A 22,461-nucleotide genomic window follows, 5' to 3' on the forward strand; every position below is an offset into this window, starting at 1 on the left:
ATCACCCCGTCGCGACCATCCCGGTCCGGGCGACCGCGACGGTCGCGCCGTCGTCGAGCAGGACGAAGCCGATCCCGGCAGCCCGCAGGGCCGCGACGGCGACGTGGCGGCTGCGCGCCGCCGGGCCCTCGCCGCCGTCCTCGAGCCGGCGGATCGTTGACAGCGACAACCCGCTCGCCCGCGCCAGATCGGCCATCGACCAGTCGAGCAGCGCCCGGGCGGCGCGCAGATGGCGGCCCGCGATGCCCTGCTCCAGTCCGCGCCGGATCGTGCCGGAGACCTCCGGCCGGAACCCGTCGGTCCGGCGGGTCATCGTGGCCCAGGCCTCGACCCGGCCCTCGGCATCGCGGACCGGCGCGAACACGCCCCGGAAGTCGCCGTGGCCGCCCCCGGCGAGGCGGAACCGCGTCTCGGTCGAGAACGGCCTGCCCGCCTCGATCTGCGCCCGGAGCCGCGGGCGCAGCCGCGAGCGCTGCTCGGGCACCAGGACGTGGGCCCAGTCGTCCAGATATTCGTCCTGGGTCACCCCCGTCAGCGCCAGCATCTCGCGGGACGCGACGCGGTACGACGTCGTGTAGCGGGAGGTATGGGTCCAGGTCTGGGCGTGCTCGAACAGGATCCGCCGCCGGGTCTCCTCCTCGCGCTCGACCGCGGCGAGCCGGGCGCGGTCGGTGACGTCGAGCAGGAGCCCGGCCGCGCCCCGAGGCCGCCCGTCCGGCGCGTGATGGACCGTGCCGCGCGTCGACAGCACCCGCATCGACCCGTCCGGCCGGGTGATGCGGACGGTGTGGCTGCCGAGCCGACCCTCCCGACGGACCTGTCCGGGCGTCTCGACGCGGGGCTGGTCCTCCGGGTGGATCAGGGCGTGGAGCAGCCCGTAATCGGGCCGGACGATGCCGGGCGCGAAGCCCAGCAGCGCGTAGAGGCTGGGCGACCAGATCTGCTCGCCGGTGGCGAAGACCCACTCCCAGGTCCCCGCGAGCCCGCAGGCTTCGATGAGGAGCAGAAGCTCGCGCGACGCGAAGGCCAGGCTCTCGGCATCCATCCCGCGGCGGCTCCCCGGTTCTCCCGGCCCGAGGCGTCCGGCGACCTAGCATCTTCGACTAAAGGATGAGGCGGCCGGCTGTGAAGCTCCCGCGATGCGCCATCCACTCCACGGGTTGCGCCGCCGGGGCCGGGTTCAGCGCCCGCCGAGGCCGCGCGCCGGCGCCGTGGCGAGGCCGGCCGCCCCTTCGGCGGTCTCGCCGAGGTTGCGGCCGAGGCTGGTCAGGTGGTCGCCGTAGCTCTCGCGGCTCTGCGGGTCGATCACCGCTACCGGCGCCGAGACCGCGAGCCCCGCCGCGGTTCCGACCGTCGCGGCGGCGCCCGTGGTCATCTGGACGATGCGGTCGCCGAGCCCGACGCGGGAATCGGTCATCGTCTGGCCCTGGGCGAGCCGGTTGCCGAGCAAAGCCACGAGCTGCGGGCTGCCGGCGAACTTGCCGTGGTTGAGCGAGTCGGCCGATTGCTGCTTGGTCAGGTTGAGGACCGCGATGTTCTCGCGGGCGAGCTCGCTGCGATAGGGCTCGGCCTCCGGGTCGATGGCGCCGAGCCGGGCGCCGGCGCTGCCCCAGACCAGCCGCGAGGCGGCGAGCGCGTTGTCGTCCTGCGACACGAACAGGCTGAGCTTCGGCCGCGTCGGGCCCATATCGCGAAAGGCCTCGCGGGCGAGGTCCATGTCGACGTCGGGCGCCGCCAGCACGACGTTGCGGATCTTCGGCGCCACCCGGCCGTCGCGGATCGCCATCTGGCGCAGGGATTCGAGCGCGAGCCAGTTGCCCATCGAGTGGGCGAGCACCGTCACCTCGCCGACCTCCGGGCTCCGGGCCAGCCGGCGCAGGACCCCTTCGAGGGCGTTGCGCGAGTAGTTGGTGCTCTCGCGGTCGTAGCCGTAGGCGAGCACGCTGCCGCGCGACGGCCAGGTGAACAGCACCGGCACCACGTCGGCGCCGGTGTCGTGGACGATCTGCGCGAAGCGGAAGACCGCGTCCTCGAAGCGGTTGTTGAAGCCGTGGACGAAGACCAGCGCGTGCCGCTTGCCGGCCCGGGTGCCGCGCCCGAGCCGCCCCGTCGCCTCGATCCCGTCGAGGGGCTCGGCCTTCAGGGTGACGAAGTCGGTGGCCGGGTTGCCCGGCAGCGACTTCGGCCATTGCACGCTGCCCGGCTCGCGCAGGGAATCCGGCGGGATCGACACCGTGATGTCGGCGTAGCTCAGCCCCGGGCCGCGCTCGCCCGAATACATCTCGCCCGGATTGGCCGCGCTCTTGCGGGTGGTGGCGACCAGCATCTCGACCCGGCTCGCCCCCGGCACGGTCTCGGCGACCGGCGCCAGGACCCCGTGCGGGGTGCCGGCGCAGGCCCCGAGCCCGAGGGCCAGCCCGAGCCACAGGCCCCGCACCGGCCCGATGCTCCACCGCGTCGTCCTCGCCCCGGCCATCCGCATCCTTCCCCCGCGTCCCGATCCGGTTTGAGCCCGGCGGATGCGGCACGATTGCGGCAGACGGATCGGCCACGATTGAATCGCCGCCGCAGGGACGGCGTGGCGGCGCTCCTGTGGCCGGCGTGCCATCCCGCCCTTCCCCTTTGGCGCGGCGCATTCTAGACGGGGCGCCCCATCCTCCGCAGGCCGTCCGGCCGTCACCGCCATGGCCGCCCCGCTCCCCCTCTCGATCTTCATCATCGCCCGCAACGAGGCCGACCGCCTCGGCGCGACGATCGCGGCGGTGCGCGACCTCGCCGACGACATCCTGGTGGTCGATTCCGGCTCGACCGACGGCACCCAGGACCTCGCCGCGTCGTTGGGCGCGCGGGTCGTCCACAACGACTGGCCCGGCTACGGCCCGCAGAAGCGCTTCGCCGAGGAGCGCTGCCGCCACGTCTGGATGCTGAACCTCGATGCCGACGAGGTGGTGCCGCCCGAGCTCGCCGGAGAGATCCGGCGGCTGTTCTCCGCCGGCGAGCCGCCGCACCCGGCCTACGCGCTCGGCATCGCCGAGATCTTCCCCGGCGAGACGCGGCCCCACCCCTGGGCCTACACCCTGTGGCCGGTGCGGCTCTACCGCCGCGACCGCGGCCGCTACTCGCCCTCGCCGGTCCACGACCGGGTCGACCTCGAGCCGGGCACGACCACCGGCCGGCTGCGCGGCGTGATCCACCACTTCTCGGTGCGCTCGCTCGGCGACCAGCTCGACAAGCTCAACCGCTATTCCGACCAGCAGGCCGACGACCTCGCCGCCCGCGGGGTGACGATCCCGACCTGGCGCCTGTTCGTCGAGCTGCCGGGCAACTTCCTGAAGGCGTATGTCGGCCGGCGTCACTTCGTGCGCGGCGCCTACGGCTTCCTCACCGCGATGAACTACGCGATCTCGCGCCATCTGCGCGTCGCCAAGCACTACGAGCGCCGCGTCGTCGCCCGCCGGCCCGCGCCCATGGCGGCCGCGATCCGGGACCGCGACGCCCAGCAGAGCTGAGTCGCGCGGCCCCGGCGCAACCAGTCCCGGCCGCGATCGGTGTGGATGATGTCCGGTCACGTTCGGCGCCGACTGTTGCCGTCGTGCCATCATCTGTCCTAACATGCGCTAACGCCAAGCGGAGACGGGCCGATCATCATCGGCCCGGCGCGACAGGGCGCAAGCTGAGCCAAGCTCAGCGGTGAACACCAGGGGGGTTAGACTTGAACGACCGCATCAGCCTGCCGCGGCGGGGCGAGAACCGCTTCACCGCCCGAGAATTCCTCCAGCTCGTCGGCGTCTCGGCGCTGCTCAGCGCCGCGATGGTGTTCTTCCTGCACTGAGCCCATACGCCGGCCACCGCCGGCGCCCCGCAACCGCAGGTTCTTCGCCCGCCGCTGCAACGCTCGCGCGCCTCGGCGGTTCTTCCTGTCCGGGGCCGGTGTCCGGCCCGGTACGGAATGCGTCGGGCGTATCGATGGGACCTCACTCGCTGGCCGTGTCGCAACGGATCGAACCGGACGAGGCGCTGCTCGCCGCGCCGCCGGCGACGAGCCTGTTTTCTCCCGGGCGCAACTGCTGGCGCATCGCCAAGGCCGAGCGTGCCGCCGTGCTGGTCGACGGCGCCGACTACTTCGCCGCCCTGGAGAGCGCCCTGCGCGGCGCGCGGCGCCAGATCCTCATCGTCGGCTGGGACTTCGACGGCCGCATCCGCCTGCGCCACGATGCCGACGAGGACGCCTCGCCGCCGCTCGGGCCGCTGCTGCGCCTCCTCGTCGAGGCGCGGCCCGACCTCGAGGTGCGGATCCTGGTCTGGAGCGTCGCCACCGTGCACGGACCCGGCGCGGCGCTGCCGCTGATCTTCGGCGCCGACTGGCAGGACCATCCGCGCATCACGCTCAAGCTCGACGCCCACCATCCGTTCTACGCCGCCCACCACCAGAAGATCGTCTGCATCGACGACGGGATCGCGTTCTCGGGCGGGATGGACCTGACGGTCGAGCGCTGGGACACGCCCGGCCACCGGCCGGCGGATCCCCTGCGCCACGATCCCGACGGCGAGCCCTACACGCCGGTCCACGACATCCAGATGGCGGTCGACGGCGACGCCGCCCGGGCTCTCGGCGACCTCGCCCGCGCCCGCTGGGCCGACGCGACCGGCGAGACCCTGCCGGTGCCGACCGTGGGCGCCCCGCTCTGGCCCGAGGGCGTGGCGCCGGCGATGACCGGGGTCGAGGTCGCGGTCGCCCGCACGATGCCGGCCTATCGCGGCCGTCCCTCGGTCGAGGAGGCGGCGGCGCTGACCGCCGACATGCTCGCCGCCGCCCGCGAGGCGATCTACATCGAGGCGCAGTACCTCACCGCCCGCTACGTCGGCGACGCGCTCCAGCGCCTGCTCGAAGCGCCGACCGGCCCCGACATCGTGATCGTGCTGACGCGCCGTTCGCACGACCTCATCGAGCGGGTCGCCATGGGCACGCCCCGCGACCGGCTGCTGCGCCGCCTGCGCGCCGCCGACCATGCCGGGCGGCTGTTCGTCGGCTATCCGGCGGTGTGCCGTTCGGATGCGGCGGACGACGAGTGCCAGGTCCTCGTCCACGCCAAGCTCATCATCGTCGACGACGCGGCCCTGCGGGTCGGGTCGTCGAACCTCAACAACCGCTCGGTCGCCCTCGACACCGAGTGCGACCTCGCCGTCGAGGGCCGCGACCCGGCGACCCGCCGGGCGATCCTCAACCTGCGCCACCGGCTGCTCGCCGAGCATCTCGCCGCCACCCCCGAGGCGGTGGAGGACGCGGTGCGGCAGGAGGGCTCGCTGGTGCGGGCGGTGCAGCGCCTCAACGGCGGCCCGCGCGGTCTGCGCCCCTTCGACGTGCCGGAGGAGGACAAGTTGATCGACCCGATCCTCGGCTCCGACGTGCTCGACCCCGAACGGCCGTTCGGGGCCTGAGGGCGCGCGGTTACTGCGCGGTCCAGCCGCCGTCGACCGGCAGGTTGGCACCGGTGATCTGGCTCGCCGCGTCCGAGCACAGGAACACCGCCAGGGCGGCGATCTGCTCGACGGTGACGAACTCCTTGGTCGGCTGGGCCGCCAGCAGCACGTCGTTGATGACCTGATCCTTGGTCAGGTTGCGGGCCTTCATCGTGTCGGGGATCTGGTGCTCGACCAGCGGGGTCCAGACGTAGCCCGGCGAGATGCAGTTGACCGTGATCTTGTGGGTGGCGAGTTCGAGCGCTGCGGTCTTGGTCAGGCCGGCGATGCCGTGCTTGGCCGAGACGTAGGCCGACTTGAACGGCGAGGCGACGAGGGAGTGCGCCGAGGCGGTGTTGATGATCCGGCCCCAGCCGCGCGCCTTCATGCCGGGGATCGCCGCCCGCATGGTGTGGAAGGCCGAGCACAGATTGATCGCGATGATCTGGTCCCATTTCTCGAGCGGGAAGTCCTCGATCGGCGACACGAACTGGATGCCGGCGTTGTTCACCAGCACGTCGACCGAGCCGAAGGTCTGTTCGGCAGTCGCGACCATGCCGGCGATCGCCTCGGGCTTCGACATGTCGGCGTCCGAGTAGAGCGCCTTGACGCCGAACTCCGATTCGAGGGCGGCGCGCTCGCGCTCGATGTCCTCGGGCTTGCCGAAGCCGTTGATGACGACGTTGGCGCCCTGGCCGGCGAGGCCGCGCGCGATGGCGAGGCCGATGCCGCTGGTCGATCCGGTGACGAGGGCGGTCTTCTGCGAAAGGATCTTGTCGCTCATGGGTTGAGCCTCCGGGATGGGAAGAGGGTGGATCAACAGGGCAATCGGGTGAAACCCGATTGTCGATGCGGCGGGCGCGAAGAGCGCCCCGCGCAGCGGGTCCGGGAGGACGAACGTCCTCCCGGACGCAGAGCGGAGCGAAAGCCAAGTGAGCGGATGCGAACGCCGGCGCTTGAGGCCAAGCAACAAACACAGGGCAATCGGGTGACCCGATTGCCCTGTGGTGTGTCAGGCGAGGTAGTCGTGCAGCACCTCGCCGTAGGGCAGGGTGAAGTCGACGACCTGGTGGCGGGCGCGGACGATCCGGCGCACCGGCAGGTCGGCGACGCCGCAATTGACGTGCGGGATCAGGTGGAGCCGGGCGTCGCCCTCCCAGGCGCCGTGGACGTGGATGTCCTTCAGCCGGTAGCCGACGAGCTGCGCGATCTTCGGGCTGCCGTCGACGTCGGGGATCAGCTTCAGGTTGACGTTGAGGTGGCCGATGCCCTCGCGCACCGCGTCGAGCTGGTCCTCCAGGCTGCGGTGCTTGTAGGTCATCGTGCCCATCGCCACCCGCTCGTCGTCGTAGTGCAGGGTGCCGGTCAGCGTGTCCTTCATCACCTTCAGGCGCGGCACGCCGTACTTCTTCGGGAAACCCCAGATCTCGCGGCCGGCGCTGATCGGCGGCTCGTCGTCGAGGTACATCTGGACCGAGTAGTTGCACGGCTCGCCGTTCCAGGTCGCGACGATCGCCGAGCCGCTCTCCTCGTAGTCGCCGAAGCCGGAGGAATCCGGCATCTTCATCCACTCGTAGAAGGCGAGGTTGCCGGGCGCCGGCTGCAGCGGCTCGGGCAGGGCGGCGCGCAGCGCATCCGGGTCGGTCTCGTAGGTGATGATGAGGTATTCCCGCCGCATGAAGCGGTACGGCCCGTGCGGGTAGCTCGGGCAGGTGGCGGGCATCGACGGGGCCTTGAGGATCTCGTCACGGGTCATCGCGGTCTGGCTCCTCGGGGGCAGGGAGATCGTTGATCGGGGATCGGTGTGACGGTGCGGCGACGCCCGGGATCAGTCCCGTGCGTCCCGGGTGAGGTCGAACACCGCCACGCCCTGCTCGGGCCGGCAGCGGGCGATCCAGTCGCGGTGGCGCACGGAGCGCAGCACGTCGCTGCGCCCGGCCGCCCAGTGCTCCTGCATCGTGCGGCGCGAGAACTCGTAGTCCTTCGCGTTGCCTTCGTAGGTCTTGCGCCGGTAGATGAGCTGGACGATCGTGACCGCGTTCTCGTGGCTGGACTCGGTCAGGAAGGCGACGTCCGGGTCCTCGCGCAAGTCCGGCGGCAGCTTCTCGATCAGCCTCCGGAACGCGGCCTTGGCCTCGTGAGCCTGCTTCTGCGCGTCGGTGTTGAGCCGGGTGCGGCTGGAGAACCGGATGTCCTTCTCGCGCTCGCCGGCATCGGCGATGGTCCGGGGCAGCGGGCCGCGGGCGCAGAACAGGTCGACCTGGAAGATCGTCAGGTCGCGCACCGTCTCCTCGTCCAGGACGTGCTGGAGCGGCGTGTTCGAGACGATGCCGCCGTCCCAGTAGAACTCGCCGTCGATCTCGACCGGCGGGAAGCCCGGCGGCAGCGCGCCCGAGGCCATGATGTGCTCGGGGCCGATCCGCTCGTGGTGGTTGTCGAAATACGCGAAGTTGCCGGTGCGAACGTTGACCGCGCCGACGCTGAGCCGGGTCTCGCGCCGGTTGATCCGGTCGAAGTCGACGAGTTCGAGCAGCGTGTCGCGCAACGGCGCGGTGTCGTAGTAGCTCAGCGCCTCGGCGGCGCCGGCCGGGTAGAACATCGCCGGCGGCACCCGCGGCAGGAAGAAGCCCGGCACCCCGAAGGTCGCGCCCCAGGCGGCGCTCCACTCGTTGAAGGCGGCCCGGGCCTGCTCGCCGGGAAACAGCGGCCCGATCTGCACCCCCGACGAGATCCGCTCCCAGAACGTGCGCAGCCGTTCGAGCCGCCGCTCCGGCGGGTTGCCGGCGATCAGCGCGGCGTTGATCGCCCCGATCGAGATGCCGGCGACCCAGCCGGGGGTCATGTCGGCCTCCTGAAGCGCCTCGACCACGCCGGCCTGATACGAGCCGAGGGCGCCGCCGCCCTGGAGCACCAGGACGCGATCCGTCTCCGGCGGATCCGCTTGGGGCGTCTCTGACGTCACCTGAACCTCCGTTCGCGGCCCGTGCCGGCCCCTGTCTGCGAGTGCGCGGATAAAGGCAGCGCCGGGCCGTCCGCGCAAGCCGGCGCGCGCCGCGGCCGGCGCGGTTGCGGCGCTCGAAGGACCGCCCGAGCGCCGCGATGTCGCTGATTCTCCCGCAGGTTCCGCCGCTTCACGGTTCCCTAACGGTGCTCGCCGAATGCCGCGGCGGCCGGGTTCGCCGGAGGGAACCGGCATGGCATCCGCTCCGCTCGGGGCCGTCGTCGTCTCGCCCGAGCCGTGCGCGGCTGCGAAGGAGGGGCGTTCAGGCCGCCTCCGTCGCCTCGTCGTCCCTGTGAAAATCGGTCTCGATCGTGCCGCCCGCCGCGGAGACGACGTACCGGAACGACCGGCTGATCTCTGGCAGCTTGGCGTCGGCAGCGCCGTACCAGAATACGTCGACCCGGAATTCCATGCCGGGTTCCTTCATCAGATCCTGGACTTTCCCCAGGGCTCTCTCCGGCCAGGGAGAAATCTCCCCGATGATGATTCGCTCCAACGCGGCCAGGTGTTGCTTGAGGCTCGTCGATTGCACTCTGTTCTTCGTGCTGTAGATCCAGATCCCGAATTGTCGCTGCAGTGGCTTGCCGGCGACGACATGGTCCTCGCCGCGCCGGTACGAGAGGGTCGGTTCGGTGTCCAGTATCGCGGATATTAACTGGGGGTCCAGGTCGGGGCCCTTGAACACGATGGCCGCATAGGTGGCCGGAAGCGGCCGTGGATCAGTGCTCATCGTGAAGGTTCCCGATCTCGTCGCCGCTGAGTTTGTCGGTCACGTCCCCGTTGTCGTAGATCACCGTATCGTCCTTCGGGCTCAGCCCGGCCGCTTGTTTGATCGTGTGCAAGGCATCGGCGCATCTGTAGGGGTCTATCTTCAACGCTTGGCTGACAAAGGGAATCGGATTGCCGCTCCGGTCCCAGATGATGCGACGTGACAACGCTGTAGCCCGTCCGAGTGTTGCCGCGCGTCCGATGCCGTCCTGCCTGGATCTGGACGGTATCCCATCGCGGACCCGACGCAACCCCCGTGCCGATCCGTTCCCAAGAGGGCCTCGGGTTGACAGCCGCCCGACCCTTCGCCAAGCCTCCGGCCGCTTTCCGGCACCCCGGCCGGAGGGCTTTTCGGCACCGGCCCCGGCGGCGTCCCGCCGCTTCCGCCGCCGCCCACGGATTGCGATGCGCTCCTACCTCGACTTCGAAAAGCCGGTCGCCGAACTCGAGGCCAAGCTGGAGGAACTGCGCGCGCTCGGCGACCGCGACGGCGCCGTGTCGATCAGCGAGGATGTCGGCCGGCTGGAGGCCAAGGCCGCCGCGGCCCTGGCCGAGCTCTACGCCGCCCTCACGCCGTGGCAGAAGACCCAGGTCGCGCGCCACCCCCAGCGGCCGCACTTCGTCGATTACTGCGCCGGGCTGATCGAGGACTTCGTGCCGCTCGCCGGCGACCGCGCCTTCGGCGAGGACGAGGCGGTGGTCGGCGGCTTCGGCCGCTTCCGCGGCCGGCCGGTCTGCGTCATCGGCCAGGAGAAGGGTGCGACCACCGAGGCGCGCATCCGGCACAATTTCGGAATGGCCAAGCCCGAGGGCTACCGCAAGGCGGTGCGCCTGATGGAACTGGCCGGCCGCTTCGGCCTGCCGGTCCTCACCTTCGTCGACACCGCTGGCGCCTATCCGGGCATCGAGGCCGAGGAGCGCGGGCAGGCCGAGGCCATCGCCCGCTCGACCGAGGCCTGCCTCGGCCTGCCGACCCCGAACGTCACCCTGGTGATCGGCGAGGGCGGCTCGGGCGGCGCCATCGCGCTCGCCACCGCCAACACCGTGCTGATGCTGGAGCACGCGATCTACAGCGTGATCTCGCCGGAGGGGGCCGCCTCGATCCTGTGGCGCGACGCCGCCCGGGCGCAGGACGCCGCCACCGCGATGAAGATCACCGCCCAGGATCTGCTGCGGCTCGGGGTCATCGACGGCATCGTGCCCGAGCCGACCGGCGGCGCCCACCGCGACCCCGCGGTGGTGATCGCGGCGGCCGGCGACGCGATGCTGAAGGCCCTCGACGACCTCGCCGGCCGCGACGCCGAGGCGGTGCGCGACCACCGGGCGAAGAAGTTCCTCGAAATCGGCCGCAAGCTGTGACCTTTGCGCCACGGTCGCGGGAATCCGCGATCCGCGGCCGGCGGCCACAGCCGGATCTGGCCGCGGCTTGACGCCTTCGTAAAGGCCGGTCCTGTGCTTGTTGCGATCGCCGCCATCCCCGTCTTGCACAGGTGCGACGAGTGTCGCGGCCATGGTTTCGCCGAAGATGGCGCAGATCTCGGGCCTTGCGAAACCCATCGCCGCGGTCGCGACGGCCGGGCCGCCGCGTTGCGGTAAGGCTTGGTCAAGCCTAACGACGCTATGGGGGTCGTGACTGACGACCCGCCGCGGCGGGCGGTGACGGAAGACGGGGATCCCCATGGCGAAGCGTCCGGTGCTGGCGGCGTGCGTGTTGGCGCTCGGGCTCTCCCTCGGTGCGTGCCAGGACGGCGGCTTCGCCGGGGGCGGCTCGACCAAGCACCTCACCCCGGTCCCGCCCGCGACCCTGGCGCTGATGTCGACCAAGGGCATGAGCGCGAGCGATCCGATCCTCATCCGGGCCTACAAGAAGGAGGCCGAGATGGAGGTGTGGAAGCGCGGCACCAGCGGCCAGTACGCCCTGCTCAAGACCTTCCCGATCTGCCGCTGGTCGGGCCAGCTCGGGCCGAAGATCAAGGAGGGCGACCGGCAGGCGCCGGAGGGGTTCTACACCATCACCCCGGGGCAGATGAACCCGAACTCCTCGTACTACCTGTCGTTCGACACCGGCTTCCCGAACGCCTTCGACCGCGCCAACAACCGCACCGGTCGCTACCTGATGGTGCACGGCACCTGCTCGTCGTCGGGCTGCTTCGCGATGACCGACGAGGCGATCTCGGAGATCTACGCCATCGCCCGCGACGCCTTCAACGGCGGCCAGCGCGGCTTCCAGTTCCAGTCCTATCCGTTCCGCATGACGGCGCAGAACATCGCCAAGTTCCGCCACGACCCGCACATGCCGTTCTGGAAGAACCTCAAGGAGGGCTCGGACTACTTCGAGGCCCTGCACGAGGAGCCGCGGGTCGGGGTCTGCGGCACCCACTACGTGTTCGGCGGCCAGGACGCCGCCGCCGGCTCGTGCAGCCCGCGGGTCGACACCCTGGTGGCCGAGAAGCGCGTCAAGGACGAGCAGGAGGTCGCCGACCTCGTCGCCAAGGGCACCCCGGCGGTGCGGGTGGTCTACCAGGACGGCGGCCAGAACCCGTTCTTCCGCGATCCCGCTCCGTCCTCGGGCGAGACCCAGGTCGCGGAGGCCCCGGTGCGGCGCCCGGCGCTCGGCATGGTGAGCCGGCCCGAGGCCCTGGCGGCCGGGCCGCAGGAACTCGCCGTCGACGTCAGGGGCAAGCCGCTGCTGATGGCCGACACCCGCGAGGCGGTGCCCGCCGCCCGGACGGGCAAGCCGACCCCGCTCGCCTTCGCGGCCCCCGCCACCCTGGCGCCGCCGATCCCGACCCGGGAGGCGGCCCGGGTGCTCGCCGCGACGAAGCCGTCCACCGCGCCCGAGCCGGTCACGACCGCCTCCGCCGCGCCGGTCGCGGTGGCGAGCGCCGACGACGACCCGTCCGCCTACCGCAAGATCCTCGGCAACCTGTTCGCGTCCAAGACCGCCGAGACGCCGGCCCCCGCGGTGGTCGCGGCCGCCCCGGCGGCCGAGCCCGCCGCCCCCGCGCCGCTCGCCGTCACCCGCAAGGTCGCGCCCAGGCCCCATCCGGCGCCGCAGGCCAAGGCGGACCCGGCCAAGGTCGACGCGGGCAAGGTCGATCCGGGCAAGCCGGCGGCAGCCGCGAAACCCGGCTCCGAAGGCCGCGATGCGGCGAAGCCGGCCGAGGCCGGCAAACGCGCCGCCGCCTCGCCCCGCCATCAGGTCGCCGGTGCCCCGCAGCCCCGGCCCGACGCCGCCAACTGACGAGACGCCGGCTCAGCCGGAGACCGCCGGCGCGCGCGTCTCCCGCATCAGCCGCAGCAGGTTCCCGGTCACGGCGTTGGGCGGCGCGCGGTAGACGGCGCTGACGTCGGCGGCCGGCGCCGGATCGGCGAGGGGCCGGTAGACCGCGCCCGGACCGGCCAGGGCGCCGACCTGCGCCGGAACCAGCGCGACGCCGAGACCCGCCGCCGCGAGGCTGACGAGCGAGGCGGATTCGACCACCTGCTGCGTCAGGCGCGGCAGGAAGCCGGCCTCGATGCAGCACCCCCACAGGTAGCGCGCGAACGGCGAGTCGCGCAGGCGCAGCGACAGGTACGGCTCCCCGGCGAGGTCCGCGAGGGCGACCCTGTCCGCGGCGGCGAGGCGGTGGTCCTGCGGCAGCGCGACGCCGACCGGCTCGGGCCACGCCAGTTCGGCGACGAGGTCCGGGTCCTCGGGCGGCCGGCGCAGGAAGCTGATGTCGGTGCGCCGCCCGTGCAGCGCCGCCTGCTGCTCCCCCGGCGGCATCTCGTGCAGCCGCACCGTCACCTCGGGATAGCGCAGCCCGTAGGCGCGGATCAGCCGCGCCAGCGGCCCGGTCAGCACCGAGCCGGTCAGGCCGATGTCGAGGGTGCCGCAGAGGCCGCCGCCGATCGCCCGCGCCTGTTCCGACGCCTGCTCGACCTGGGCCAGGATCGCCCGGGCCTGGTCGAGGAAGGCCGCGCCGGCCTGGGTCAGCGCCACCCGCCGGCTGGTGCGCACGAACAGCGTCGTGCGCAGTTCGGTCTCGAGATCGCGGATCTGCTGGCTCAGGGGCGGCTGCGACACCCCGAGACGCTCGGCCGCGGCGGTGAAGCTGAGCGCCTCCGCCACCGCCACGAAGTAGCGCAGGTGGCGAAGCTCCACGACCCGGCATCCATAGGTTCGACGAACCGATCATGCCGAACAAAATATTGGACGTCTAGGTAACGCCGACCCAGAGTGTGCCGGTTCACCCTGCGTCGCCTCCGGCGAGCGCGGCCGCCGCAGCCGGGATGCACACGCGATGCCACGCTTCTTCACGACCCTGTTCGGCCAGGTGGTGGTGGCGCTGGTGCTCGGCGTCGCCCTCGGCGTGCTGGCGCCGGGCTTCGCGGTGGCGCTCAAGCCGCTGGGCGACGGCTTCATCAAGCTCATCAAGATGGTGATCGCGCCCCTGGTGTTCGGGGTCGTGGTCCACGGCATCGTCGGGGCCGGCGACCTGCGCAAGGTCGGCCGGGTCGGACTCAAGTCGCTGATCTACTTCGAGGCGGTGACCACCCTCGCCCTCGTCCTCGGCATCGTGCTGGCCTACGTCGTGCGGCCGGGCGTCGGCATGAACATCGACCCGGCCAGCCTCGATGCCAAGGCGATCGCCGGCTACACCGCCAATGTCGGGCAGGTCACCAACACCGTCGAGTTCCTGCTCAAGCTGATCCCGACCACGGTGGTCGATGCCTTCGCCAAGGGCGACATCCTCCAGGTCCTGCTGATCGCGATCCTGTTCGGGGCCGGCCTCGCCCTGCTCGGCGAGAGCGGGCGGCCCCTGGCGCAGTCGATCGACCGGATCACCACGGTCCTGTTCAAGGTCATCGGCTTCGTCGTGCGGCTGGCGCCGCTGGGCGTGCTCGGGGCGGTCGCGTTCACGGTCGGGCGCTACGGCGTCGGCTCGCTCGCCCAGCTCGGCGCCCTGGTCGCCCTGTTCTATGCCGGCGTCGCGCTCTTCGTGTTCGGGGTGCTCGGGCTGATCCTGCGCCTCGCCGGCTTCAGCCTCGTCAAGCTGCTGGCCTACCTGCGCGAGGAACTGACGGTGGTGGCCGGCACCGCCTCCTCCGACAGCGTGCTGCCGCAGGTGATGCGCAAGCTCGAAGCCCTCGGGATCAGGGATTCGACCGTCGGCCTCGTCATCCCGACCGGCTACTCCTTCAACCTCGACGCCTTCTCGCTCTATCTCACCCTCGCCACGGTGTTCATCGCCCAGGCGACCAACACGCCGCTCGCCTTCGGCGACCTGATGCTGATCCTCGGCATCTCGCTCCTGACCTCGAAGGGCGCCCACGGCATCCCGGGCTCGGCGATCGTGGTTCTCGCCGCGACGCTCTCGGCGGTGCCGGCGATTCCCGTCATCGGCCTCGTGCTGGTGCTGTCGGTCGACTGGTTCGTCGGCATCGCCCGGGCGCTCGGCAACCTCGTCGGCAACTGCGTCGCCACGGTGGTGATCGCCGCCTGGGAGGGCGACATCGACCGCGAGCAGGCCCGCCGGGTGCTCGACGGCGAGGCCGGCACCTCGACCGAGGCCGTGCTCGCCGCGCCGGCCCGCGACCGCTGATCGAGGAGAGACCCCGATGACGTGCGTTCCGCCCGAGGCCGGCGAGGCCGTGATGCGCCGGCTCGACGCCCTGGCGCGGTTCAGCGCCGATCCCGGCGCCCTGACCCGGCTCTACCTCACCCCCGCCCACCGGGAGGCGGCCGTCCAGGTCGCGGCCTGGATGCAGGAGGCCGGGATGCGGACCTCCCTCGACGCCGCCGGCACGGTGGTCGGCCGCTACGAGGCGCGCGAGCCCGGCGCGCGCACGCTGCTGATCGGCTCGCACATCGACACCATCCGGGATGCCGGCCGCTACGACGGCACCCTCGGGGTCGTGGCCGGCATCGCCGCGGTGGCGGAGCTGAACGCCCGCGGCGAACGGCTGCCCTTCGCGATCGAGGTCCTGGCCTTCGGCGACGAGGAGGGCGTGCGCTTTCCCGTCACCCTGACCTCGTCGCGGGCGCTCGCCGGCACCGTGGCGCCGGACGCCCTCGACGCCCGCGACGGCGACGGGATCGGCCTGCGCGAGGCGCTCGCGGCGTTCGGCGGCGACCCGGACGGCCTGCCGGCCCTGGCGCGGGCGCCGGACGCGATCCTCGGCTACCTCGAAGTGCATATCGAGCAGGGGCCGGTGCTGGAGGCCGAGGGCCTGCCGGTCGGGATCGTCACCGCCATCGCGGGGGCGAGCCGCTTCACCGTGACGGTCACCGGGCAGGCCGGCCATGCCGGCACGGTGCCGATGCGCCTGCGCCGCGACGCCGTCGCCGCCGCCGCCGAGATGGTGCTCGCCGCCGAGGCGGTGGCGGGCGAGACGCCGGACCTCGTCGCGACGGTCGGGGTCGTCGCGGTGCCGCAGGGGGCGGTCAACGTCGTGGCCGGGGAGGTGCGCTTCACCCTCGACGTGCGCAGCCCGAGCGACGCCGTGCGCCGCGCCGCCCTCGACGATCTGATGCAGCGTTTCGCCGCCATCGCGGCGCGGCGCGGCGTCGGCCTCGCGGTGGCGCGGGGCTACGACGCGCCCGCCGCGGCCTGCGCGCCGTGGTTGCAGCAAGCCCTCGCCGAGGGGGCGACGCGGCTCGGCCTGCGCCCATTCCTGCTGCCGAGCGGGGCCGGCCATGACGGTCTGGCCCTGGCGTCCCTGTGCCCGATCGGCATGGTGTTCGTGCGCTGCGCCGGCGGCATCAGCCATTCCCCGGCCGAATCGATCACGGCGGCGGATGCCGGCGTGGCGGTGCGCCTCCTCGTCGACGTCCTGCGCCATCTGGCGCCGTGATCCGCTTCCCCAACCCAGGAGACCCCGATGCAGGAATTGAAGATCAAGGCCGGCCCCTACGACCTGATGGGCCGCCTGGAGATGGAGAAGGCGCCGCAGACCTGCGCCGCCTTCCTGAACGCCCTGCCGTTCGTCAGCGAGATCGTCCACGTCCGCTGGAGCGGCGAGGGCGTGTGGATGCCCCTCGGCGACCTCGATTTCGGCGTCGGCTACGAGAACCACACCAGCTACCCGGCCCCGGGCCAGATGATCCTGTATCCGGGCGGGATCAGCGAGACCGAGATCCTGCTCGCCTATGGCGGCGTGCACTTCGCCAGCAAGGTCGGGCAGCTCGCCGGCAACCACTTCCTCACCATCACCCAGGGCATCGAGCACGTCTACGACCTCGGCCGCATGACCCTGTACAAGGGCGCGCAGCCGATCCGGTTCGAGCAGCCCTAAATAGAAACTCGCTGCAAACGACTGATTTTGCAGTCGAAATTTTAAGCGCGGGATCCCCTCTCCCGGGTGGGAGAGGGGTAGGGGTGAGGGTGGCTCGGGTTCCGTAAGTTGCACCGAGCGTCGAGCTGCGCAGCTCGACCCTTTGCGCTTTCTTCTGAACCGTCTCCACCCTCACCCCCGACCCCTCTCCCACTCGGGAGAGGGGAGCCGCGCCAAGACAAAAACTGTCTTCGATGGCTGTAACGGGTGCAGAAATTCCGCGATCCCGTTTCATCCGCAAGGGACGGCCATGCCGGTGAGCAACTGATACGAAATCCGGAAGATCGCTTCCGGATTTCGTATCATCGGCCCGCGCGGCGCTTGAGCGAAGCCGATTTTCGCATCGCGAAAGCGACCGCTTGCGGTCGCCTGAAGCGATCCATCGAAAATCGTATGAGGCCCGCCGCGGCCCGGCGGCGCCCCCGTCCGTGGGGGCGAGACCGAGCCGGGCCGAGGTACGGAAAAGATCTTTTCCGCCCCGCGCCCCGATGCGATCCGGGCAAGTCGCCGCCTCGGGGGCCGCCGGCGCGGGAGGAGAAAACCGGCCGGCCGCATCATATCTCCGGCGCTCCCGGGTGGCGCGAAAGCCACCCGATCCCCGGCGGTTCGCACAAAACCGTGCGGAAGTGGTTTCACTACTTGTGGTTCGCCTTGTTTTCCGTTGCTTCCCTAACTACACAGGCGCGGCTCAGCACCTTCCAACTCACCGGGGGCCGTCGCGCATGGACGAGAACAGCACAAAGCCGGATCAGTTCGCTACGCTCACCACCGACATCATTGCGGCCTATGTCGGCCACAACAACGTGCAGGCGAGCGATCTTCCGAGGCTCATCGCCGACGTCTTCGCGGCGCTGAAGGCCGCGGCGGACCCGAAGCCGGCGGTGGCCGCTCCGGCACGGGCGACGCCGTCCGAGATCCGCCGGTCGATCACCCACGACGTTCTGATCAGCTTCGAGGACGGCAAGCCCTACAAGACCCTGCGCCGGCACCTGACCCTGCGCGGACTGACCCCGGAGGCCTACCGCCAGAAATGGGGCCTGCCGGTCGATTACCCGATGACCTCGGCGAGCTATTCCAAGCAGCGCTCCGAACTGGCCCAGACCCTCGGCCTCGGGCAGCAGCGCCGCCGCTCCCTGCGGACCGTGACCGAGGCCGCCGACGAGGCGTCCGGGTCGGACGGAGCGGGTTTCGAGGCCGAGGTCGGCGCGGCTCCGGAAGCCGAGGCCTCCGAGGCGCCCGCGGCCCGGCCCCCCCGCCGCGGCGGCCGCAAGGCGGCGGCGCGGGCGGAGTGAAACCCGTCCGCAAGACGAGCGCCGCCCGCGGTCGGACCGGGGCGGCGCTGCCTTGAAAGACGATCCGGTGGACGGAGCGGTCTCCGCTCCGGCCGGCCCCAAGCAGGTTCCGCGAAAGTGGCTGCGGCTTCTGCGAGGACAGACCTGCGGCACGACGACGAGCCGAGCGGACGAAGCGTCGGCCCGTCGACGCGCGTCTGCCTAGAGTCGCGCCTCCTCGAAGGCCCTGACCCATTCCGCGCAGATGCCCGAGCGCACGATGTCGTCGAGGCCGAACTCGACGATCGGGATCGGCATCATCCGGCTCTTCACGAGGTGGATCACCGTGCGCAGGCCCGAGGTCTCGCGCAGGTCGGTCTGCGACACGTCGCCGTTGATGATGACCTGGGTGTCGTCGCCGATCCGGGTCAGAAACATCTTGATCTCGGCCGGGGTGGTGTTCTGGGCCTCGTCGAGGATCACGAGGCAGTTCTTGAAGGTGCGGCCGCGCATCACCTCGAACGGCACCACCTCGATGTCGCCGGCCTTGACCGCGATGTCGAAGGCGCCGGCCCCCATCCGCTCCTTCATGGTCTCGGTGAGCGGCGCGACCCAGGGGGCGATCTTCTCCTCGAGGCTGCCGGGGAAGTAACCGAGCGAGCGGCCCGAGGGAACGTTGGGTCGGGTGATGACGACCTTGGCGATGCGGCGCTGGCGCAACTGGTCGGCGGCGCGGGTTCCGGCGATGTAGGTCTTGCCGGTGCCGGCCGGGCCGAGCACGATGACTTGACTGTGGGATCCGAGGGCTTCGAGATACTCGGCCTGCTTGGCCGTGATCGGCTGAATCGGCGGCGGGTTGCGTTCTTCCTCGAACCGGGTGCGGTGGACCCGGATCGATCGGTCTTCGACCAGCTCAAGTCGTGCGCGTCGTCTCTTCATGGATCAACACTCCCACTGGACTTGTGGTGCCGATTTTCGTGTGCCCTCTCGTGTCCCATGACTCCTTTGTTCTTGAACGATTCAACCGCCTGACCCTGTGCCGGTTCCAGGACCGGCCGATGCGATGGTGGACAAGTCCATCACGATCGGGGGTCAGGGTAGGTCGCCGCCGCACAACGGACAATTACCGCGTTGCACCAATGCCGCGACGATCCCGCGGCTACGATGACGCAGGGCGGAAGTGTGGCCCAAAGCGCACAGGAGGGCGCAGAGCGTTGCAGAAAGCGCACGGTCGCCACCCGAACGACCGTTCGGTCGCGGCCGGGCCGAAATGTGGCGCATCTGCGGCAACAACGAAGGATGTCTTAACTCAGAGGCAGGAACGTTCCTTGACGGCGCTGCCATTCCGGCGGCACGGTCGTTCCAGCCCAGAAACAGAGAACAACGATGAGCACGGTGGCTGTCGTGTTGCCATGGCTCGCCCTGATGCAACGGAACCGGCCGGTCCAGGCCCTGATGTGCTTCCTGCTGCAGATCACCGTCATCGGCTGGCCGCCGGGGGCGCTGTGGGCGGTGACGGTCGTGCACTACGACAACCACCGGCGCCGCACGAGCCGTATGCGCCGGCTCGTGGGGCATCGTTGAGGCATCGTGCCGGCCATAGCCGGCACCGGCTGGCGCCGGCGTCAGGCCGGCTCCACGAAGCTGTCGAGCACCATCTTGCGGCCGGCCTTGTCGAAGGCGACCGTGAGCTTGTTGCCGTCCACCGCCTCGACCGAGCCCGGCCCGAACTTGGTGTGGAAGATCCGCATGCCGGCGGCGTAGGCCGAGGCGGTGCCGGTGGACTTCGCCACCAGCGTGCCCTCGATCTGCTGCGGCCCGCGCCGGCCGCCGCCGCGCCCGAACGGCTCGCGCGAAGGCCCCTGGCCGGCGGTGTTGGCCTGCGCCCGCTGCCAGCCCGGCGTGCCGTAGGACGAGCCGAACGGCACCGCCTGCCGGTCGAAGCGCGAGGCGCCGGCGGTGTAGTGCGCGGGCGCCTCCAGCACCTCGACGCTCGCCTCCGGCAACTCGTCGATGAACCGGCTCGGGATCGTCGACGACCACAGGCCGTGGACCCGGCGGTTGACCGCGAACGAGATCCTCGCCCGCTTGCGCGCCCGGGTGAGGCCGACATGGGCGAGGCGCCGCTCCTCCTCCAGCCCGGCCCGGCCGCTTTCGTCGAGGGCGCGCTGGTTGGGAAACAGCCCGTCCTCCCAGCCCGGCAGGAACACGGTGTCGAATTCGAGCCCCTTGGCGGCGTGGAGCGTCATCAGGCTGACCCGCGCGCCGCCCTCGCCCTCGTTGGCGTCCATCACCAGGGCGATGTGTTCGAGGAAGCCCGGCAGGTCCGGGAACTCCTCCATCGAGCGCACCAGCTCCTTGAGGTTCTCGAGCCGGCCGGTGGCGTCGGCGGAACGCTCCTTCTGCCACATCTCGGTGTAGCCGGATTCCTCCAGCACGGTCTGGGCGACCTCGGAATGCGGCTGGTTCTCGAGAAGCTTCGCCCAGCGCCCGAAGCCCGCCACCAGGGCGCGCAGGGACGAGCGCGGCTTGGGCTTCAGCTCCTCGGTCTCGATCACCATCCGGGCGGCCTGGAGCAGCGGCACCTGCGCCCGGCGCGACAGGCCGTGCAGGGCCTGGAGCGTCGCGTCGCCCAGCCCGCGCTTGGGGGTGTTGATGATCCGCTCGAAGGCGAGGTCGTCGGCCGGGTTGACCGTCAGGCGCAGGTACGCGAGGGCGTCGCGCACCTCGGCCCGCTCGTAGAAGCGCGGACCGCCGATCACCCGGTAGGGCAGGCCGAGCTGGACGAAGCGGTCCTCGATCTCGCGCATCTGGGCCGAGATCCGCACCAGCACGGCGATCTGCGACAGGTCGTGGCCCTTGGCCTGGAAGCCCTCGATCGCCTCGCAGAGCGTCCGGGCCTCCTCCTCGGAATCCCAGGCGCCCGACACCGTGACCTTCTCGCCGGCGACGGCCTCGGTGCGCAGGGTCTTGCCGAGCCGGCCCTCGTTGCGGGCGATGAGCGTCGAGGCGGCGGCGAGGATGTGGCCGGTCGAGCGATAGTTGCGCTCGAGCCGCACCACGACGGCGCCCGGGAAGTCGTGCTCGAAGCGCAGGATGTTGTCGACCTCGGCGCCGCGCCAGCCGTAGATCGACTGGTCGTCGTCGCCGACGCAGGCGACGTTGCGGTGCCACTGCGCGAGCAGCCGCAGCCACAGGTACTGGGCGACGTTGGTGTCCTGGTACTCGTCGACCAGGATGTAGCGGAAGCGGGTCTGGTAGGCGGCGAGGACGTCCGGGTTCTCGCGCCACAGCCGCAGGCACAGCAGCAGCAGGTCGCCGAAATCGACCGCGTTGAGGGTCTTCAGCCGCTCCTGGTAGGTGGCGTAGAGCGCGCCGCCCTTGCCGTGGGCGAAGGCCCCGGCCTCGCCGGGGGGCACCTGCTCGGGGCCGAGGCCGCGGTTCTTCCAGCCGTCGATGGCGTGGGCGAGGCTGCGGGCCGGCCAGCGCTTCTCGTCGATGTCGGCCGCGGCGATGACCTGCTTGAGCAGGCGGAGCTGGTCGTCGGTGCCGAGGATGGTGAAGTCGGGCCGCAGGCCGACGAGCTCGGCGTGGCGGCGCAGGATCTTGGTGCCGATGGCGTGGAAGGTGCCGAGCCACGGCATGCCCTCGCCCGCCGGGCCGATCAGGGCGCCGATGCGCTCCTTCATCTCCCGGGCGGCCTTGTTGGTGAAGGTCACCGACAGGATGTCGAACGGGCGGGCGCGGCCGGTGGCGATGAGGTGGGCGATGCGGGTGGTGAGCACCCGCGTCTTGCCGGTGCCGGCCCCGGCCAGCACCAGCACCGGCCCCTCGGTGGCCTCGACGGCGCGGCGCTGCTCGGGGTTGAGCCCGTCGAGATAGGACGCGCCCTGCGGCGCCACGGCGGCGCGGGCGCGCGCGGCGATCGAGGTGGCGGGGGAGGGCGCCTCGGCCCCTGCGGGTTGGCGAGTCATGCCCTCTCACTGGACCAAAACGCGAACGGCGTCGAGGGTGCGACGCCGCCGGACGGAACCCCCGGCCCGCCTCCGGCGTCGTTCCGCTATAGCGTCGATACCCCACAGGAGAGGATCGCCATGCGTCTCCACGCCCTGCTCGTCACGAGCCTCGCCCTAGCCGCGGTGCCCGCCATGGCCCAGAACCAGCCGACCGTCTCCCGCGCCGAGCGCACCGTCGAGGGCCTCAACCGCTCGATGGAGACCCAGGGCCAGATCCGCAGCATCCAGCAGCAGAACCAGTTCAACACCAACCAGATCCGCGGCGACATGATGCGCAGCCAGAGCATGCCCTCCGCGCCCCCGCCGCCGATCGTGGTGGCGCCGCGCTGAGCGCCGCTGGCCGGCCGCCGTTTCGACGGCGGCCATGGTGCAGGAGCAACGAGCCCGATGCCGTTCTGCTTCGGGCTGGCATGGGCCGGCGGCTGAACAGGCTCCCCTTTCCCGGACGACTGCAACGAAGTGGAAGGAGATCCGGGATCCAGCCGTAAGGCTCGCCGCGAAGCGGCTCCGCCTATCAGCGCTGTCGCTGTGTACGGACGCTTCGCGCCTTGTTGTGCTGGATCCCGGATCTCCTTCCGCTGACGCTTCAGTCGTCCGGGAAAGGGGAGCTTCCTGTGCTCGATGC

Annotated in this window: 20 protein-coding genes; 10 read left to right on the top strand and 10 right to left on the bottom strand. The window is 71.3% G+C overall.

The window, feature by feature from the left end; genetic code table 11:
• Position 1 precedes the first annotated feature (1 nt).
• Together EOE48_RS24815 and EOE48_RS24820 are read right to left on the bottom strand one after the other, a co-directional pair.
• On the bottom strand, positions 2 to 1,045 hold the full coding sequence (locus tag EOE48_RS24815) for a PAS domain-containing protein (protein WP_127733569.1): 1,044 nt from the start codon (positions 1,043 to 1,045) through the stop codon (positions 2 to 4).
• Between the two features lie 135 nt (positions 1,046 to 1,180).
• The gene (locus tag EOE48_RS24820) at positions 1,181 to 2,476 is read right to left on the bottom strand and encodes an alpha/beta hydrolase (protein ID WP_246154824.1); all 1,296 of its coding nucleotides are present in this window, start codon (positions 2,474 to 2,476) and stop codon (positions 1,181 to 1,183) included.
• A gap of 208 nt (positions 2,477 to 2,684) precedes the next feature.
• Between EOE48_RS24820 and EOE48_RS24825 the strand changes: the two genes are divergently transcribed.
• Both EOE48_RS24825 and EOE48_RS24830 read left to right on the top strand, forming a co-directional pair.
• Positions 2,685 to 3,509, top strand: coding sequence for a glycosyltransferase family 2 protein (locus tag EOE48_RS24825; protein ID WP_127733571.1), 825 nt, complete (start codon positions 2,685 to 2,687; stop codon positions 3,507 to 3,509).
• 478 nt (positions 3,510 to 3,987) lie between these two features.
• Entirely contained in the window at positions 3,988 to 5,439 is a 1,452-nt protein-coding gene (locus tag EOE48_RS24830; protein WP_246154827.1) for a phospholipase D-like domain-containing protein, read from the top strand.
• Positions 5,440 to 5,449: 10 nt separating this feature from the next.
• Here EOE48_RS24830 and EOE48_RS24835 read toward each other — a convergent pair whose 3' ends face one another.
• The 5 genes from EOE48_RS24835 to EOE48_RS24855 all read right to left on the bottom strand — a co-directional run bounded on the left by EOE48_RS24835 (position 5,450) and on the right by EOE48_RS24855 (position 9,396).
• Complete coding sequence (locus tag EOE48_RS24835) at positions 5,450 to 6,244, bottom strand: 3-hydroxybutyrate dehydrogenase (protein WP_127733573.1); 795 nt, start codon at positions 6,242 to 6,244, stop codon at positions 5,450 to 5,452.
• Between the two features lie 228 nt (positions 6,245 to 6,472).
• Positions 6,473 to 7,216 carry an acetoacetate decarboxylase gene (locus EOE48_RS24840; protein ID WP_127733574.1) on the bottom strand — a complete coding sequence of 248 codons (744 nt, stop codon included), beginning with the start codon at positions 7,214 to 7,216 and terminating at the stop codon, positions 6,473 to 6,475.
• Between the two features lie 72 nt (positions 7,217 to 7,288).
• Positions 7,289 to 8,422, bottom strand: coding sequence for a patatin-like phospholipase family protein (locus EOE48_RS24845; RefSeq protein ID WP_246154829.1), 1,134 nt, complete (start codon positions 8,420 to 8,422; stop codon positions 7,289 to 7,291).
• A 301-nt stretch (positions 8,423 to 8,723) separates the two neighbouring features.
• Positions 8,724 to 9,191, bottom strand: coding sequence for a DUF4279 domain-containing protein (locus tag EOE48_RS24850; protein WP_127733576.1), 468 nt, complete (start codon positions 9,189 to 9,191; stop codon positions 8,724 to 8,726).
• Positions 9,181 to 9,396, bottom strand: a complete 216-nt coding sequence (locus EOE48_RS24855; protein ID WP_127733577.1) for a hypothetical protein — start codon at positions 9,394 to 9,396, stop codon at positions 9,181 to 9,183. The genes EOE48_RS24850 and EOE48_RS24855 overlap by 11 nt, the downstream gene beginning before the upstream one ends.
• Before the next feature lie 238 nt (positions 9,397 to 9,634).
• On the opposite strand from EOE48_RS24855, the gene EOE48_RS24860 reads away from it, so the two are divergent.
• The gene (locus tag EOE48_RS24860) at positions 9,635 to 10,588 is read left to right on the top strand and encodes an acetyl-CoA carboxylase carboxyltransferase subunit alpha (RefSeq protein ID WP_127733578.1); all 954 of its coding nucleotides are present in this window, start codon (positions 9,635 to 9,637) and stop codon (positions 10,586 to 10,588) included.
• Positions 10,589 to 10,907: 319 nt separating this feature from the next.
• The gene (locus EOE48_RS24865; protein WP_246154833.1) at positions 10,908 to 12,473 is read left to right on the top strand and encodes a L,D-transpeptidase family protein; all 1,566 of its coding nucleotides are present in this window, start codon (positions 10,908 to 10,910) and stop codon (positions 12,471 to 12,473) included.
• Positions 12,474 to 12,485: 12 nt separating this feature from the next.
• On the opposite strand, the gene EOE48_RS24870 is transcribed toward EOE48_RS24865, so the two are convergent.
• The gene (locus tag EOE48_RS24870; RefSeq protein WP_127733579.1) at positions 12,486 to 13,376 is read right to left on the bottom strand and encodes a LysR family transcriptional regulator; all 891 of its coding nucleotides are present in this window, start codon (positions 13,374 to 13,376) and stop codon (positions 12,486 to 12,488) included.
• Between the two features lie 139 nt (positions 13,377 to 13,515).
• On the opposite strand from EOE48_RS24870, the gene EOE48_RS24875 reads away from it, so the two are divergent.
• From EOE48_RS24875 to EOE48_RS24890, 4 genes are all read left to right on the top strand, one after another.
• Positions 13,516 to 14,817, top strand: coding sequence for a dicarboxylate/amino acid:cation symporter (locus EOE48_RS24875; protein WP_127733580.1), 1,302 nt, complete (start codon positions 13,516 to 13,518; stop codon positions 14,815 to 14,817).
• A gap of 16 nt (positions 14,818 to 14,833) precedes the next feature.
• Positions 14,834 to 16,069: an allantoate amidohydrolase gene (locus EOE48_RS24880; protein ID WP_127733581.1), complete on the top strand. Its 1,236-nt coding sequence runs from the start codon at positions 14,834 to 14,836 to the stop codon at positions 16,067 to 16,069.
• Positions 16,070 to 16,096: 27 nt separating this feature from the next.
• On the top strand, positions 16,097 to 16,510 hold the full coding sequence (locus EOE48_RS24885) for a DUF3830 family protein (RefSeq protein WP_127733582.1): 414 nt from the start codon (positions 16,097 to 16,099) through the stop codon (positions 16,508 to 16,510).
• A 761-nt stretch (positions 16,511 to 17,271) separates the two neighbouring features.
• Positions 17,272 to 17,841, top strand: a complete 570-nt coding sequence (locus EOE48_RS24890; RefSeq protein WP_127733583.1) for a Ros/MucR family transcriptional regulator — start codon at positions 17,272 to 17,274, stop codon at positions 17,839 to 17,841.
• Positions 17,842 to 18,042: 201 nt separating this feature from the next.
• Here EOE48_RS24890 and EOE48_RS24895 read toward each other — a convergent pair whose 3' ends face one another.
• Positions 18,043 to 18,759 (bottom strand): PhoH family protein, encoded by a 717-nt coding sequence (locus EOE48_RS24895; RefSeq protein ID WP_127733584.1) that lies wholly within the window; start codon positions 18,757 to 18,759, stop codon positions 18,043 to 18,045.
• Positions 18,760 to 19,206: 447 nt separating this feature from the next.
• Here EOE48_RS24895 and EOE48_RS24900 point away from each other — a divergent pair, with 447 nt between their 5' ends.
• Positions 19,207 to 19,404 carry a YqaE/Pmp3 family membrane protein gene (locus EOE48_RS24900; RefSeq protein ID WP_187371536.1) on the top strand — a complete coding sequence of 66 codons (198 nt, stop codon included), beginning with the start codon at positions 19,207 to 19,209 and terminating at the stop codon, positions 19,402 to 19,404.
• 41 nt (positions 19,405 to 19,445) lie between these two features.
• On the opposite strand, the gene EOE48_RS24905 is transcribed toward EOE48_RS24900, so the two are convergent.
• Entirely contained in the window at positions 19,446 to 21,794 is a 2,349-nt protein-coding gene (locus tag EOE48_RS24905; RefSeq protein WP_127733585.1) for an ATP-dependent helicase, read from the bottom strand.
• Between the two features lie 120 nt (positions 21,795 to 21,914).
• Between EOE48_RS24905 and EOE48_RS24910 the strand changes: the two genes are divergently transcribed.
• Positions 21,915 to 22,166: a hypothetical protein gene (locus EOE48_RS24910; RefSeq protein WP_127733586.1), complete on the top strand. Its 252-nt coding sequence runs from the start codon at positions 21,915 to 21,917 to the stop codon at positions 22,164 to 22,166.
• Positions 22,167 to 22,461 lie beyond the last annotated feature (295 nt).

Origin of the sequence: Methylobacterium oryzihabitans, from assembly GCF_004004555.2 — a bacterium.
GTDB classification, from domain to species: Bacteria; Pseudomonadota; Alphaproteobacteria; order Rhizobiales; family Beijerinckiaceae; genus Methylobacterium; species Methylobacterium oryzihabitans.